The organism is Amycolatopsis dongchuanensis (assembly GCF_039542405.1).
In the GTDB taxonomy this organism is placed as follows: Bacteria; Actinomycetota; Actinomycetes; order Mycobacteriales; family Pseudonocardiaceae; genus Amycolatopsis_E; species Amycolatopsis_E sacchari.
This window is the reverse complement of record NZ_BAABIB010000117.1, coordinates 1-14654: the sequence shown is the minus strand read 5'-3', so window position 1 is coordinate 14654 and position 14654 is coordinate 1. Positions and strand designations below refer to the sequence as shown.

Annotated in this window: 11 protein-coding genes and 2 tRNA genes; 5 read left to right on the top strand and 8 right to left on the bottom strand. The window is 71.1% G+C overall.

Annotated features, from left to right (window positions below; genetic code table 11):
- Nucleotides 1-35 precede the first annotated feature (35 nt).
- From ABFX51_RS29965 to ABFX51_RS29950, 4 genes are all read right to left on the bottom strand, one after another.
- On the bottom strand, nucleotides 36-536 hold the full coding sequence (locus tag ABFX51_RS29965; RefSeq protein ID WP_177228747.1) for a PadR family transcriptional regulator: 501 nt from the start codon (nucleotides 534-536) through the stop codon (nucleotides 36-38).
- Nucleotides 537-688: 152 nt separating this feature from the next.
- Nucleotides 689-762: transfer RNA gene (locus ABFX51_RS29960), tRNA-Met, on the bottom strand.
- 266 nt (nucleotides 763-1028) lie between these two features.
- Nucleotides 1029-1102, bottom strand: a tRNA-Met gene (locus ABFX51_RS29955).
- A 58-nt stretch (nucleotides 1103-1160) separates the two neighbouring features.
- Nucleotides 1161-4145, bottom strand: coding sequence for a UPF0182 family protein (locus tag ABFX51_RS29950; protein WP_177228748.1), 2985 nt, complete (start codon nucleotides 4143-4145; stop codon nucleotides 1161-1163).
- A gap of 160 nt (nucleotides 4146-4305) precedes the next feature.
- Between ABFX51_RS29950 and ABFX51_RS29945 the strand changes: the two genes are divergently transcribed.
- Nucleotides 4306-4854 (top strand): PPA1309 family protein, encoded by a 549-nt coding sequence (locus tag ABFX51_RS29945; protein ID WP_091508842.1) that lies wholly within the window; start codon nucleotides 4306-4308, stop codon nucleotides 4852-4854.
- A gap of 139 nt (nucleotides 4855-4993) precedes the next feature.
- On the opposite strand, the gene ABFX51_RS29940 is transcribed toward ABFX51_RS29945, so the two are convergent.
- Nucleotides 4994-6151 (bottom strand): YlbL family protein, encoded by a 1158-nt coding sequence (locus tag ABFX51_RS29940; RefSeq protein WP_091508844.1) that lies wholly within the window; start codon nucleotides 6149-6151, stop codon nucleotides 4994-4996.
- A 115-nt stretch (nucleotides 6152-6266) separates the two neighbouring features.
- Between ABFX51_RS29940 and ABFX51_RS29935 the strand changes: the two genes are divergently transcribed.
- Nucleotides 6267-7625: a zinc-dependent metalloprotease gene (locus ABFX51_RS29935; RefSeq protein ID WP_346055662.1), complete on the top strand. Its 1359-nt coding sequence runs from the start codon at nucleotides 6267-6269 to the stop codon at nucleotides 7623-7625.
- Nucleotides 7626-8219: 594 nt separating this feature from the next.
- On the opposite strand, the gene ABFX51_RS29930 is transcribed toward ABFX51_RS29935, so the two are convergent.
- Nucleotides 8220-8789, bottom strand: coding sequence for a M48 metallopeptidase family protein (locus tag ABFX51_RS29930; RefSeq protein ID WP_091508919.1), 570 nt, complete (start codon nucleotides 8787-8789; stop codon nucleotides 8220-8222).
- A gap of 164 nt (nucleotides 8790-8953) precedes the next feature.
- Between ABFX51_RS29930 and ABFX51_RS29925 the strand changes: the two genes are divergently transcribed.
- From ABFX51_RS29925 to ABFX51_RS29915, 3 genes are all read left to right on the top strand, one after another.
- Nucleotides 8954-10006, top strand: a complete 1053-nt coding sequence (locus tag ABFX51_RS29925; RefSeq protein WP_143249877.1) for a TOMM precursor leader peptide-binding protein — start codon at nucleotides 8954-8956, stop codon at nucleotides 10004-10006.
- Between the two features lie 45 nt (nucleotides 10007-10051).
- The gene (locus ABFX51_RS29920) at nucleotides 10052-11398 is read left to right on the top strand and encodes an ABC1 kinase family protein (RefSeq protein ID WP_346055660.1); all 1347 of its coding nucleotides are present in this window, start codon (nucleotides 10052-10054) and stop codon (nucleotides 11396-11398) included.
- Nucleotides 11399-11509: 111 nt separating this feature from the next.
- Complete coding sequence (locus ABFX51_RS29915; RefSeq protein WP_346055659.1) at nucleotides 11510-12460, top strand: hypothetical protein; 951 nt, start codon at nucleotides 11510-11512, stop codon at nucleotides 12458-12460.
- Between the two features lie 70 nt (nucleotides 12461-12530).
- On the opposite strand, the gene ABFX51_RS29910 is transcribed toward ABFX51_RS29915, so the two are convergent.
- Together ABFX51_RS29910 and ABFX51_RS29905 are read right to left on the bottom strand one after the other, a co-directional pair.
- Nucleotides 12531-12722 (bottom strand): hypothetical protein, encoded by a 192-nt coding sequence (locus tag ABFX51_RS29910; protein WP_091508851.1) that lies wholly within the window; start codon nucleotides 12720-12722, stop codon nucleotides 12531-12533.
- Entirely contained in the window at nucleotides 12719-14131 is a 1413-nt protein-coding gene (locus tag ABFX51_RS29905) for a class I SAM-dependent methyltransferase (protein WP_346055658.1), read from the bottom strand. The genes ABFX51_RS29910 and ABFX51_RS29905 overlap by 4 nt, the downstream gene beginning before the upstream one ends.
- Between the last annotated feature and the right edge of the window lie 523 nt (nucleotides 14132-14654).

Sequence of the window (14654 nt, the reverse complement as noted above, 5' to 3'; positions counted from 1 at the left end):
TACGCCGAACCGGCCGTGGCGGCCGTAGCCTCACCTCAGGCCTGCGGGATGGCGTCGACCAGCTTGAGCGCGGCCCTGGCGTGCGCCTGGCCGAACTCGGCGACCGCCTTGACGTAGGGGTCGTCGGCGGCCTTGACGGCGGCCTTGGCTTCGTCAAGTTCCTGGCTGTAGGTCGCCCTGGCCTTCTCGATGAGCGCGGTGCGCTGCTTGGCGGTCAGCGAACCGGCGTGCACGAGCCGCAGGATGAGCGGGCTGCGCAGGTGGTCGGGGGCGGCCTCGGAGCTGAGCCAGGCCTTGAAGGCCTTCTTGCCCGCCGCGGTGATGGCGTACTGCTGGCTGGAGCGGGGACCCTGCTTGCCGAGCCGGACGAGCCCTTCCTTGGCGAGCGCGGGCAGTTCCCGGTACACCTGACTGCGCGTCACGCTGAAGAAGGCGCCGAAACGCTCCTCCGCGCTCGCGACCAGCTGTCCACCGGTCGCCGGACCGTCCTGGAGCAGACCAAGCAATGCCGCTGCTGTCGCATTCAGTTCAGACACGACACCACAGTCCCACTTTTCGCCGGATCTGTCCACAGTGGCCTCGCGCTCCGTCCACAATGGCCACTGAAATCCGCCATCCGGCCCAACCAGCGCTCCCCCACCCGCACGAAAAAGGAGACCCGGCCCATCCGGACCGGGTCTCCGTGCAGTAGCGGGGACAGGATTTGAACCTGCGACCTCTGGGTTATGAGCCCAGCGAGCTACCGAGCTGCTCCACCCCGCGCTGTAAAAACCACTATACACACCCACCCCACCCCCACACCCACCACCCCCACCCACCGTCCACACCAGACCCGCCCCCACCCACCACCCACCCACCGGCACCCGCCCACACGACCGGCACCGCGATGGGGGGCAAGGGGGCGAAGCCCCCAAGGGGGTGCAGGGGGCGGAGCCCTCCTGCCGGGGGTCTGGGGGTCCGACCCCCAGGACAAATGCGAAGGAGCCCTACATCCGCGCTTTCCGCGGACACAGGGCTCCCAAGCTCCGTAGCGGGGACAGGATTTGAACCTGCGACCTCTGGGTTATGAGCCCAGCGAGCTACCGAGCTGCTCCACCCCGCGTCGTGGCACCTAGTTTACGCCCTGGTTCCGGCTAGGTGTGCCCGGGGTGCCTCCGGCCTCACCCGCCGGGTTGCGCGGGCGCGGAACTGCTGGTGGGGGCGCTGCTGCTCTGCGCGGCCTCGTACTCCTTGGTGGCGGCGTCGAGCGCGGCGAGCGCCTGGCCCTGCGCGGTGAAGTCGCCGTTCTGCTGGGCCGTGCGGAGCTGGGTGAGCGCGGCCTGGATGTCGGCGACCGCCTTGTCGAGTGCCGTGTTGCCGCCGCCGCCCGCCGGTGGCGGCGCCGTCGACGACGGGTTGCTGCTCGGTGTCGATGGGGTGGTAGTCGGCTGGTTCGGCTGGGTCGGCGACGTGGCGGCCTGGTTGGCCCCGTCGCCGAAAACCTGTTTCAGCGCGTCGCCGAGCGTCGCGGCGAAGCCGACCTTCGCCCCGTACGACACCAGCACCCTGGCCAGCTGCGGGTAGCTGTTCTGGTTGCGTTGCTGGATGTAGACCGGTTCCACGTAGAGGAACCCGCCTTCGAGCGGCAGCGTGATGAGGTTGCCGAAGATCGGGGTCACGTTGGGGTTGCTGAACAGGGTCCGCTCCTGGACGAACCGGGAGTCGCTCTGGAACCTGTTCTGCACCTGCACGGGACCGTCGACCTGGCTGTTGCCGGCCGCGGTCGTGGGTAGCCGGAGCACTCTGATCCGGCCGTAGTCGCTGGGATCGGAGGACACGGACATCCACGCCGCGAGGTACTGCCGTTGCAGCGCCGTGAGCGAGCTGGTCAGCTGGAACGTCGGCGTGTTCTCCCCCGGGGTTTCCGCGAGGACGTAGTAGCCGGGCTGGTTGGCAAGGCCTGCCGCGTCGAGGTTGGTGCCGCCCTCCTGCGTCGGGTCCTGCGGCACGTTCCAGAAGGTGTTCGTGGTGTAGAACTCCTGCGGGTCGCCCACGTGGTACTTCGTCAGCAGTTCCCGCTGCACCTTGAACAGGTCCTCGGGGTAGCGGAAGTGCGCGCGCAGGTCGGCCGAGATCTCGGAGCCGGACTTGACGATGCCGGGGAACACGCTTTCCCAGGCCTTGAGCACCGGGTCCTTGTCGTCCACCGAGTACAGGGTCACGGTGCCGCTGAACGCGTCCACCGTGGCCTTCACCGAGTTGCGGATGTAGTTGATGTTGTTGTTGGCCAGCCGCGCGACGCCGTTCAGGGTGTCCTGTGTGGCCTCACCGAGCTGGGTCTGCTGCGCGTACGGGTAGTTGTTCAAGGTCGTGTAGCCGTCGAGGATCCACACGATGCGGCCGCCCACGACGGCGGGGTACGGGTCGCCGTCGACGGTCAGCCACGGGGCGATCTTCTCGACGCGTTCCCGCGGCTCCCGGTTGTACATGATCTTCGAGCCGTCGCTGATGGCGTCGGAGAAGAGGATGTTGCGCTCGCCGTACTTGGCGGCGAAGGCGAGGCGGTTGAACCAGTTGTCGATCGGGACGCCGCCGGTGCCGTCGTAGCGGTAGTCGTTGTTGGAGGCGCTGTCGTACTCGCCGGGTGCCTTGCCCTCCTGGCCACCGACGATGGCGTAGTCGTTGGTCAGCTCGCCGTAGTAGATGCGCGGCTGCTGCACCTGGATCCCCGGCGCGGTGGGGTTCGACGGGTCGATCCCGGCGCCGGTCGGGTTCTGCGTGTCACTGGTGGCCGCGATCGGGTAACCGCCGTCGCTGTTGGCCCCGGACACGGCGCGGTCGATCGTGTTGGCCGGCGCGGCGACGAACCCGTTGCCGTGGGTGTAGACCATGTGCCGGTTGATCCAGTTCGTCTGGTTCCCGGTCAGGTTCGCGGTGTTGATCTCGCGCGCGGCGACGATGTAGTCCTGCGTCTTGCCGTTGACGTCGTACCGGTCGATGTCGAGCTTCGCGGGGAAGCCGTAGAAGTTCTCGCGGCCGACGCGCTGGGTGAACGTCGGGGCCAGCACGTTGGGGTCGAGCAGGCGGATGTTCGGCACGGTCGTGGTGTCGGCGCTGACCTGCGCCGCGGTGGCCTGGCCGGTGCCCGTGTAGTCGATGTACTGGACGTTGTTGAGCCCGAACGCGTCCTTCGTGGCCGCCATGTTGCGGCTGATGGAAAGCGCTTCCTTCTGGTTGGCGTTGGGCTTGACGGAGAACTGCTCGAGGATCGCGGGCCACGCCGCGCCGACCAGCACACCGGACAGGATCAGCAGCACGAGCGCGATCGCGGGCAGCTGGATGTTGCGCAGGAAGGCGCCGGCGAAGAACGCGATGGCGCAGATCGCCGAGATGCACAGCAGGATCAGCTTGGCGGGCAGCACCGCGTTGAGGTCGGTGTAGGTGGCGCCGTCGAACAACGGGTTGCGGTCGGAGAACAGCAGGTTGTACCGGTCGAAGAAGTACTCGACGGCCTTGAGCAGCACGAAGATGCCCGCGGTGAGGGCCAGCTGGACGCGCGCGGGGCCCGCGAGCTGCCCGCCGCGCCCGGCGAGCCGGATGCCGCCGAACAGGTAGTGCGCGATGAGCGCGGCGATGAAGGAGATCGTGGTCGCGACGAACAGCCAGCCGAGCAACCACTGGTAGAAGGGCAGGCTGAAGGCGTAGAAGCCGATGTCGTTGCCGAACTCGGGGTCGGTCTGGCCGAAGCTGGTGCCGTGCAGGAACAGCTGCACGCGCTGCCAGTCGCCCTCGCCCGTGGCACCGGCGATGAGGCCCGCGATGACGGGGATGCCGATGCCGAACAGCCGGATGCGGCCGACGACCGCCGAGCGGTAGCGCGAGAGCGGGTCGTCGGTGCCCGAGACCGGCACGAACACCGGGCGCGAGCGGTACGCGGCCCACAGCGTCAGCGCGAGGGTGCCGCCGACGAGCAGCCCGATCGCGAAGAACAGCACGATGCGGGTCAGCACCTGGGTGGTGAACACCTCGCGGGCGCCCACCTCGCCGAACCACAGCCAGTTGACGTAGGTGTCCAGGAGTCTTGCCCCGAGGAGCAGCGCCAGGATGATGACGGCGGCGAGGATGAGCAGGATCCGGCTGCGGCGGGACAGCTTCGGCAAGCTCACAGGGGGCCGGTTGGCCACTGCACACGCTCCTGTTGTCGGCAGGTCGGTCCGGGGACGACGGCTCTCGCGACACCGCCCCTGGTCACCTAACTCTACGGACGGGTCCCGCGGTTCCCCACCCGCCCCAAATCGGACACCCCGCGCCTGACACGATGGCGGAATGGCGACACCGGAGAAGCAGTCGGGCGTGGCGGCCGTGGCCCGTGAGGTCGAGGAGTTCGTGGCCGCGGCGGGCTGGGACCAGCCGACGCAGCTGTTCGCGCTGGTGCGCACCGAGGAGCTGCTGCGGCAGGAGCCGGACCTGGCGGGCCAGCTGGACGCGGCGGCGAGCCCGTTGACGCCGGTCGCGCAGGAGGAACTGCCCGAAGGGGATCTGGCGGAGGCACTGGGGCGCATCGCGTGGCCCGAGGTCGTCGTCGGGTGCGCCGTGGCGCAGGAGATCATCGTGCTGCCGCCGAGCGCCGAGGCCGAGCTGCCGGAGGATTCGGACGTCGCGCGCCTGCGCCAGGCCGCCGCGGACCACCCCGACCGCACCGAGGCACGCCTGGTGGCAGCCGTGGTCCGCGACGGCCCGGGTGCGTGCGTGATGCGCCTGCGCGGCTACTCCCCAGCGCCGGACGCGGAGGGCGAGGCGGTCGACGAGGTCATCGAGCACCCCGACCTGGCGCCGAACCTGCTGGAAGCCTTGCGCGCAACGCTGGTCCCGTAGCGGCGGCTCCGCCCCGCACACGGCGGCGGCTTGCGCCCGGCGTCCGCGGGCCGGTTCGCGTCCGCATGCGGTTTCCGCCTGCGAGCCCGGTTTCCGCTCGCAGACGCCGCACCTCGGTCTGCTGACGTCGTCGGCGCCGTCAGCAGGAAGGCGTCGGGCGCCCGGCCTTGATGTCCTCCAGCGCGGTGAGCGCCGAGTCGAGGTTGGTCACCTTCACGAGCTTGAGCCCGTCGGGCACCGCTGCCGCCGCCTCCGCGCAGTTCTGCTCGGGCGTCAGGAACACGGTCGCCCCGGCCTCGCGCGCGCCGACGACCTTGAACGAGATCCCGCCGATCGGGCCGACGTTGCCCTTCTCGTCGATCTCCCCGGTACCGGCGATGTGCTGCCCGTTCGCGAGGTCCCCCGGCGTGAGCCGGTCGACGATCGCGAGGGCGAACATCAGCCCGGCCGAGGGGCCGCCCACGTCCTGCAGCGAAACCTTCACGTCGAAGGGCACGTCCGCCCGGTCGATCGGCAGCAGCCCCAGGAAGCCCTGGGTCACCTTCGGGTCGGGGTTCGCGGCGAGCGTGATCGTGGTGTTCCGGGGCGCGTCGGTGCCGTGCTGGAAGGTGATCGGCACCGTCTGCCCCGGAGCGGTGTTCGCGAGCGCGCCGCGGACGTCGTCCTCCTGGGTGACCTGCTTGCCGTTGACGCTGAGCAGCCGGTCACCGGCGGTCAGGACCTTGTCGGCGGGACTGCCCGCGACGATGTCCTGGGCGAGCACCTTGATCGGGTAGCCGAGGTGGCGCAGCGCGGCGACCTCGGCGTTGCTCTGCGAGTCCTGGAACTCCTTGACGTTCTCCTGCTGGACCTGCTCGTCGCTCTCCCCCGGCTTGAAGTACTCCTCGCGGGGCGCGAGCGCGTACCGGCCGCTGGCCCACAGCCCGAGCGCACCGAACAGCGTGATCTGGTCGTTGAGCGAGACCGTCGTCATGCGCAGCTCGCCGTCCGTGGGGTACGTCTGCTGGCCACTGATCTGGATGACGGGAGCGCCGTTGACGTTACCGAGCGTGTCGTAGGTGGGCCCGGGGCCGATCGCGACGTACGGGACACGCACGAGGGCTCCGACGAGCCCGAAGACGACGACGAGGAGGGCGCTGAGCACGACGGTCCAGCCCCTCCTGGTGAAGCTCTTCCGCCCGTCGCCCGCAGGGGCGCTCCTGGCGTGCTTCGCCGCTTTGACCTCGCCTGCGGCCGGGTCGGCCGCGCTCACCGGGGTCGCGCCTCGACCTTGGGTTTCCTCGCGGGGCTCGCTCACGCGGGACAGCGTACGGTGACCGGCACGAGCTCCGGATCACCAGGCCTCGCCGGGCGTGTGCGGGAGGCGTCCGGCTGGCGACGTGTACCCGCCCTCGGCCGCGTACGGTGGTGTTATGAGCAACCTCCCGTTCGGGTTCGGGCTCCCCGACCCCGACAAGCGTGGCGAAAACGAAGGCGGCGGCCAGTCCGGGGGCGACGCTTTCAACCAGTTGGGCCAGATGCTCAGCCAGCTGGGCCAGATGCTCAGCCAGGCGGGGAGTTCGAGCGGGCCCGTGAACTACGACCTGGCCAAGCAGATCGCGCTGCAGAAGCTGGGCAGCTCCGCGGGCGGCCAGATCGGGTTCGCGAAGAGCGGGGACTCCGACAGCGCGGTGCGTGACGCCGCGCGCCTGGCGGAGCTGTGGCTCGACGCGGTGACGATCCTGCCCGCCGGCGCGAACACCACGGTGGCCTGGTCGCCGCGGGACTGGGTGCAGAAGACGCTGCCGACGTGGCAGCGGCTGTGCGACCCGGTAGCCCAGCAGGTGTCCGGCGCGTGGGTCGAGGCGCTGCCCGCGGAGGCCAAGCAGGCGGCGGGGCCGCTGCTGTCCATGGTCGGCCAGATGGGCGGGATGGCGTTCGGCTCGCAGCTGGGCAACGCGCTCGCGCAGCTGGCGTCGGAGGTGCTGACGTCGACCGAGGTGGGGTTGCCGCTCGGTCCGGACGCGACGTCCGCTCTGCTCCCCGCGAACATCGAGAAGTTCACCGAGGGGCTGGAGCTGCCGAACAGCGAGGTGCTCGTGTTCCTCGCCGCCAGGGAGGCCGCGCACCAGCGCCTGTTCACGCACGTGCCGTGGCTGCGGCAGCGGCTGCTCGCGACCGTCGAGGAGTTCGCGCACGGCATCAAGGTGGACACCTCGGCGCTGGAGCAGCTGGCCGGGCAGGTGGACCCGAGCAACCCGGCGAGCATCGAGGAGGCGATGTCCTCCGGTCTGCTCGAGCCGAAGACGACGCCGGAGCAGCAGGCCGCGCTGAACCGGCTCGAGACGCTGCTCGCCCTGGTCGAGGGCTGGGTGGACGTCGTGGTGTCCGACGCGATCGGCGACCGGCTGCCGGGTGCGGGCGCGCTGCGCGAGACGCTGCGCCGCCGCCGCGCGACGGGCGGCCCGGCGGAGCAGACGTTCGCGACGCTGGTCGGCCTGGAGCTGCGGCCCCGCCGGATGCGTGCGGCAGCGTCGCTGTGGAAGCTCGTGGGCGATCAGCACGGCACCGAGAAGCGTGACAGCCTGTGGTCGCACCCGGACCTCATGCCGACGGCCGAGGACCTGGACGACCCGCTGGAGTTCAGCGAGCGCCTCGGCGAGCAGTCCCAGATCGACGACCTCGACCCGATCGCGGAGCTGGAGCGCACCGAGCAGGACGAGAAGTCCGCGAAGGACGCGCCCAAGGACGACGCCGACGGCACCGACGGCACCGACGAGGACAAGGCGTAGCCGACCTCCCGCTGACCGGAGTGTCCACGCGGCGGGACGACCCCACCGTCTCGCCGCGTACCCCAGGCCTGTCGTCCCGCGGTAAACCGCTGGGCGCCCGGGCCTCACCTGGTAGTTGGCCGCGCCGACTGACTCGCCGCGTCACGTCGGCGCGCAGCGCCGAGGACGGTCAGGGCGGCCCTCTCCGCGCGCGATCCGGTGAGCGCGCTCCGCCTTACCGGGCCCACCCCACCGCAGAAGCGCGCCCCTCAGCGACCCACCACATCACCGCAGCCCTCTGCTGGCGCCCGCACGCTCGCCGCTTCCGTGCACCCGCGACCGCCGCCCCGCAGCCACCGCCCTCGTGCACCGGCGGCCGCGCTCCGCATCCGCGACCGTGCCCCACAAACCCGGCGCCGCGCGGCAACCCGACACACCGCGTCCTCACACCCCGCGCATCTCCGGCCTCCCGAGCCGCCCGCGCCCGCCTCACGCCTCACGCACGCCGCCCACCTGCGCCCAGGCCATCACCCGACGCACCCCACGCTCCGCTCACCGCACCCAGGCCGCCCCCACCCCCACCGACCGCACCCCCTCACTCAACCCCGATAGCCCTCACTCCTCCCCGTCCAGTTCGCTGATCCCCCAGCCCGCCGCGGCCGACAGCCCCTCCAGGTACCCCATGGCCCGCTCCGTCTTCGGGTACCGCCGGACCAGCGACCAGAACTCCGCGTCGTGCCCGGGCACCCGCAGGTGTGCCAGCTCGTGCACCAGCACGTAGTCCAGCACCCACGACGGCACGTCACGCAGCCGCTCGCTCACCCGGATCGTCGCGTCGGCCGGTGTGCAGGACGCCCAGCGCGTCCGCATCGGCGGCACCCACCGCACGCTCTTCGGCAGCGCGTTGTCCAGGTACCGCGCCGACAACTGCGCGCACCGGGCCATCAGCGCCGAGTCGGACTGGCGCGCCGGTGACGCCCGCCTCGACTCCGCGCGCTGCAGTTTGCGCTCCATCTCCGCGACCCAGTGCTTCTCCTCCGCCTGGCTCATCCTGGCCGGGATGAGCACGACCAACGTGTCCCCGTCGCGGTAGGCCGAGACCGTGCTCCGCCGCCGCGCGCTGCGCCTGACTTCGACCTTCTGCTGCGGGTTTCTCACCTGCTCGGTGTTGTCCCGTCCCCTCAACGAGGGCACCCGTGCGTTCGCCACGACACCAAGGTAGAGGCAGGCACCGACAACTCGGGAGGGTCGAAGCGGGATCAGGCCGAGTTATCCACATCCAATTCTCCCTGTGGACAACTCCTGTGTTCAGGTGGCGAAGCGGTAGCCGTGTTGTCACTGTGTGTGGCATGACAGAGCGAACCCGCAGCCAGGCGACGCGGCTCCCCCGGCGGCCCCGCCTCAGGCCTGGGCTGCAGGTCTTCGACCGCAAGCCCGGCGAGGTCCAGATCGGCCTGGACCCGCGCCACGCCATGGTCGCCAGCGGCCTCACGCCCGACCTGGTGCGGATCATGCACCGCCTCGACGGACGGCACCGCATCGACGAGCTGGTCGCGCTCGCCGACAGCGAGCACGGGGACGACGTTCGCGACCTGCTGGCCTCGCTGACCAAGCTCGGCCTCGTGGAGGAGGCCTGGAACCCGGCGGGCAAGAGCCGCACGGCCGGTGAGGTGGGCCTGTGGTCACTGCGCGCCCGCCAGGCCGGTCAGGACGCCTTCACCCGGCGCGCGCACAGCGCCGTGGTGCTGCACGGCACCGGCAGGCTGACAATCGCGATGGCCACCTTGCTCGCCGCGTCCGGCGTAGGGCACGTGCAGGTCGAGGCCGACGGCGTGGTGACGGAGCAGGACACCGGCACCGGTTACCTCGACACCGACATCGGGCGGCAGCGCCGTGCCGCGGCGGCGGACGCCATCCACCGCGCCAACCCGTCGGCCAAGCACACACGGCTACGTGGTGACCGCCAGCCGGAGCTGGTCGTCCTCGCGGACTCGATCGTGCCGGCGCCGGAGCTCGTGCAGCTGCTCGTCCTCGAGGGCGTGCCGCACCTCCCGGTCCGCGTCCGTGAAGGCCTCGGCATCGTGGGCCCGCTGGTCTACCCGGGGCGAAGTACGTGCCTGAGCTGCGCGGACCTGCACCGCAAGGCGATGGACCCGCGCTGGCCGATGGTCGCGGGCCAGCTGGCGGGCCGCAGCCAGGTGGCGGACCTGTGCAGCGTGCAGGCCACGGCGGGTCTGGCGGTGAGCCAGGTGCTCCGCGTCCTCGGCCGGATCGAGGGCCAGGATCCGCCACCGGTGTGGAACACGACGGTCGAGATCGACACCTACGAAGGCACCGTCGAACACCGCCCGTGGCCGCCGAATCCGGACTGCGGGTGCGGTGCCCGCCAACAGGAGTGGTGACGCCGACGGCTGCGAGGAGGATCAAGCACAAGGCACAATCGTGCGGTGACGGACTACCGCGATCGTGACGACCGGGACGGCACCGGCATCCCCCGCCGTACCGCCGCGAGGACAGCGAAACTGGCCAGTCTGCCGCTCGGCGTCGCCGGGCGCGCGGTGGGCGGCTGGGGGCGCAGGCTGACCGGTCAGAGCGCGGAAGAGGTCAACGCGACCCTGTCCGCCAAGGCCGCCGAGCAGGTGTTCGAGGTACTGGGCGCGCTCAAGGGCGGCGCGATGAAGTTCGGCCAGGCGCTGAGCGTGTTCGAAGCCGCCGTGCCCGACGAGATGGCCGCGCCGTACCGGGACGCCCTGACCAGGCTGCAGGCCGCCGCGCCGCCGATGTCCAGCAGGCAGACGCACCGCGTGCTCGCCGAGCAGCTGGGCCGGTCATGGCGGAACCGGTTCGCCGAGTTCGACGACGAGCCCACGGCCTCGGCCAGCATCGGCCAGGTGCACCGGGCCGTCTGGCACGACGGGCGCGAGGTCGCGGTCAAGGTGCAGTACCCGGGCGCGGACGAGGCGCTGCGCAGCGACCTGAGGCAGTTGCAGCGGCTCAGCAGGCTCTTCCAGGCGTTCGTGCCGGGCACGGACGTCAAGCCACTGCTGGCCGAACTGGCCGCGCGGATGGACGAGGAACTCGACTACCGCGGCGAGGCCGACAACCAGCGCGCTTTCGCGAAGGCGTTCGCGGACGACGAGCGCGTGCGCATCCCGCGCGTGGTGGCGAGCGCGCCGAAGGTCCTGGTCACCGAGTGGCTGACCGGCACCCCCCTGGCGAAGATCATCTCGGGCGGCGACACCGCGACCCGCAACGCGGTGGGCGCCATGCTCGCCGAGTTCCACTACTCCTCGCCCGCCAAGGCCGGCCTGCTGCACTCCGATCCACACCCCGGCAATTTCCTCCTGCTCGAGGACGGCAGGCTCGGGGTGATCGATTTCGGTGCCGTCGCGCGCTTACCGCACGGTATTCCCCGCCACCTCGGCGAAATGACGCGGCTCGCGCTGGAACGTCGTTCCGAAAAGCTGATGGAACTCCTGCGCGAGGCGGGTTTCGTGCGCCCCGGGACGGATTTGCACCCCGAGGACGTGCTCGCCTATTTGGCCCCGTTCACGGAACCGCTGGCGAAAGAGCGGTTCCATTTCACCCGGAAGTGGATGCAGCAGCAGGCCCTGCGCGTCGGCGATTCCCGAGGTCAGGATTTCCGCGTCGGCCGGTCGCTGAACCTGCCACCGGAATACCTCATGATCCACCGGGTGACCGCGGGTTCGACCGGCATTCTGTGCCAGCTGGACGCCGAGATCCCGGTACGGGCGATTGTCGAGCGCTGGCAACCGGGGTTCGCCGACGAGTAAGTTGTCCACAGGACGCGGCTTTTTGCGCGGAAGCCGCCATTCGCTCCGCTGAGTTGTCCACAATTTTGGTTTCGGGTTCCCTGACGCTCCTTCCCCCGCCACTCTGGAGCCATGTCCCGAATGACATCCGCGGAGCTGATGGCTCTGAGCGCGGCCGAGACTGACGAGGTCACGACCACCGCCCGGCTACGTGCCATGGGCGTGACCCCGCACGCCATCGCCTCGCGCTGCCGCCCCGGCGGCCCGTGGCGGCGTCTGCTGCCCGGAATCGTGATGCTCGAGGCGGGCGACCCGACACGGCGGCAGAAGCTGCGCGCCGCGCAGTTCTACGCGGGTGCGGACTCGGTGGTGAGCGGGATCGACGCGTTGCGGGCGTACGGCATCCGGGTGACGCCGCGGGACCCGGTGCACCTGCTGGTGCCGGTGCAGCGCCGGCTGCACTCGCAGGAGTTCGTGCGCCTGGAGCGGACTTCCCGGCTGCCGCGGCCGGACGTGATCGACGGCATCGCGTTCGCCCCACCGGCCCGCGCGACGCTCGACGTGGCGCGCCGGGTGCGTGACCCGGAGCGCCTGCGGCGGCTGCTGTCACTGCCGGTCTACTACGGGTTGTGCACCGCGGACGACCTGCGAGCCGAGCTGGACGCGGGCAACCAGCGCGGCAGTGCGTCGGTGCGGGAGATGCTGCGCAACCTCGGCTCGATGGGCGAGACGTACCTGCAGGGCGCCGCACGCGAACTGCTCGAGGCGGTTCCACTGCCGCCACCGGTGTGGAACGTGACGGTCTGTGACTCGCTGGGCAGGCCGATCGGTGTGGTCGACGCCTGGTGGGACGAGGTCGCCCTCGGCTGGCAGTTCGGCGGCGCGGCGCAGGAGGACGGCGGGCCGAAGATGAACCACCTCGCGCTTGTCGCCGCGGGGGTGGTGCTCGTGCGCACCGCGCCGGAGCAGCTCCGCGACCAGATCCGGCGCATCGCCCAGGAACTCACGAGCGCGTTCGCCAACGCCGCACGAAGACGGCGGCCGAAGGTGAGGGCCCTCGGCTCGGTACCGGCGGAGGTGTAGGGCGTATGCGCACGCACCTCCTCCCGAACCTCGGCTCGGCTCCGGGGCAAGGCCCGGCGGCCTGCTGTGCTCAGTCGCGGTCCGGTACCCAGAACTCCGGCGGTAGCTTGCCCTCGATGTCCCGCACGTGGTCGCGGGCACAGCGTGGGCACAACCACCGTGACATGCCGCCTTCCCGTTCGGACACCCATGCGAGCACCATCGCCGGGTTCTCCTCCGCTCCGCGGTCGGCGCCGCAGCGTGAGCAGATCGCGGCCGTCATTTGCGTCCGATGTGGACTGTTCGGGTACCGAGCACGTACAGGTCGTCCCGGTTGCCGAGGTAGTCCGGGCCTTCGGGATCCAGCAACAGGCGCACGGCGTTTCGATCGTCCTCGCTCATGCGGTCGTCGACCGTCTCGGCAAGCCTCGTCAGGTGTCCCAGCACGAAACGGCGGACCAGATCGGTCGTGGGAGCGGGGTGGTCGACCAGTGCGGTGAACGACCCAACGGAGCGCAGGCCCGCGCGGGTGAGCGCGGTCGTCCAGCCGTAGGGCATGCGGACGCTGCCGTCCATGCCGGAACGCATCTCGCCGAACCACTCGTCGCCGATGGCCAGCAGGCGGCGCTCGAGGCCTGGTGCTCCGACGCCCACGTCCCACGGCAGGGTCTGGGTCTGCAAGCCGCCCTCGGCGACCGTCAGCAAGCCGCCGGGTGCCAGGGCGGAGGCCAGCGCCGAGATACCGGCCTGCTGGTCTGGCAGGTGGTGCACCATCGCCGCCGCCCAGACCAGGTCCGCTGGCGGCACGATCTCGCCAAGCGCCCGCCCGGCGACGTCGGCACGCACGGCCTCGATCCGCACCGGCCCCACACCCCGGGACGGGTCGGTGAGCGTTTCGGGCTGGGCAGCGCCCGCAGGCGACCCGGCTTCGCCCGTGTGCGGGGCGTCGGTGGTGGCCGTCCCGGGCTGGGCACCAGCCGCAGGCCGCTCGGGTCCGCCCGGGGGCGCGGTGTCGGTGGCGGCGGCGGTCCCAGATTGGGCACCGGCGGCTCGCTCGGATCCGCCCGAGGGCTCGGCGTTGGTGGTGGCCGTCCCAGGCTGGGCACCGGCCGCAGGTCGCTCGGGTCCGCCCAGGGGCGCAGTGGCGGCAGTTTCAGACTGGGCGCGGGCTGCGGCTCGCTCGGGCCCGCCGCCCGAGAGCGCGGTGTCGGCCGCCTCGGAGCGGGCACCGGCGGCTCGCTCGGATCCGTGCGCGGTGTCGGCATGTGCGGGTGCGGTATGCCCGGTGGCGGAGGAAGCAGTTTCTGCGCGAACAGCCTGTGCCTGTGACGGCCAGTGCACGTGTGCCGGATGCGCGGACACGCGATGAGTAGCCGTCGTGGCGATGACGGACGGCTGCCCACCCACGGCCTCGACTGCGGCCGCAGCCGTTTCGGTTGCTACCGCGAGCAATTCGGGGACCGCGTCCACCAGGATGAGAGTGCCGCCGCCGCGCACCGCCAGTTCGGCGGCCAGTGCTGCGCTCATGCCGCCCGTGCCGGAGCCCGCGTCGACGACCGTCGCTCCCTGCGGGAGGTTCGCCGTCAGCCTGCGGGCGATCTCGGCGAATGCTGCGGCGTGCAGCTCGTCCCCGCGGCGGAGGTCGGGAATCCTTGCTGCCCAGTCGATGTGGTCGTGGGTGTGTGCGCCCATAGCCGCCATTGAACACGACTCGGCCCTGCGCAGCGGGAACATCCGCGACCAACACAGCCATGCCGGGGCCTGTCGGGTGCGGCGGCTCGGGTGGCGCCTCGCGGCGGGCTCGGGCGCCACGCCCTGCCGACGCGATCAAGCCCCACGGGGCAGGGCTGCCCGACCACGCCGCCGAGCCCGGCCGCATCGCGAATGCCCCGCCCGCACCGTGACAACGCCGCCCCACACCGCAAAAGCCCGGCTCGCGGGGCAACACCCCGCGAGCCGGGCCTCACGCACTAGGCACCAGTCCCGGCCAACGCACACCAGGACCGATGCCCGTCAGTGCACACCAGGATCTATCCCGGTCAGCACGCACCAGGACCGACCCCGGCCAACGCGCGCTCCGACCAATCCCGATCAGCACGCACCAGGACCGACCCCGGCCAACGCGCGCTCCGACCAATCCCGGTCAGCGCGCACTAGGTGTATGAGGCGTTGACGTTGGTGACGCCGGTGTGGAGCCGGGAGGCTGGCGGCTGGT

What these genes read in the sequence shown, in the direction of transcription:
- ABFX51_RS29945 (WP_091508842.1), top strand. Translation starts at nt 4,306, where the DNA reads ATGGCGACACCGGAGAAGCAGTCGGGCGTGGCGGCCGTGGCCCGTGAG.
- ABFX51_RS29935 (WP_346055662.1), top strand. Translation starts at nt 6,267, where the DNA reads ATGAGCAACCTCCCGTTCGGGTTCGGGCTCCCCGACCCCGACAAGCGT.
- ABFX51_RS29925 (WP_143249877.1), top strand. Translation starts at nt 8,954, where the DNA reads ATGACAGAGCGAACCCGCAGCCAGGCGACGCGGCTCCCCCGGCGGCCC.
- ABFX51_RS29915 (WP_346055659.1), top strand. Translation starts at nt 11,510, where the DNA reads ATGTCCCGAATGACATCCGCGGAGCTGATGGCTCTGAGCGCGGCCGAG.
- ABFX51_RS29910 (WP_091508851.1), bottom strand. Translation starts at nt 12,722, where the DNA reads ATGACGGCCGCGATCTGCTCACGCTGCGGCGCCGACCGCGGAGCGGAG.
- ABFX51_RS29905 (WP_346055658.1), bottom strand. Translation starts at nt 14,131, where the DNA reads ATGGGCGCACACACCCACGACCACATCGACTGGGCAGCAAGGATTCCC.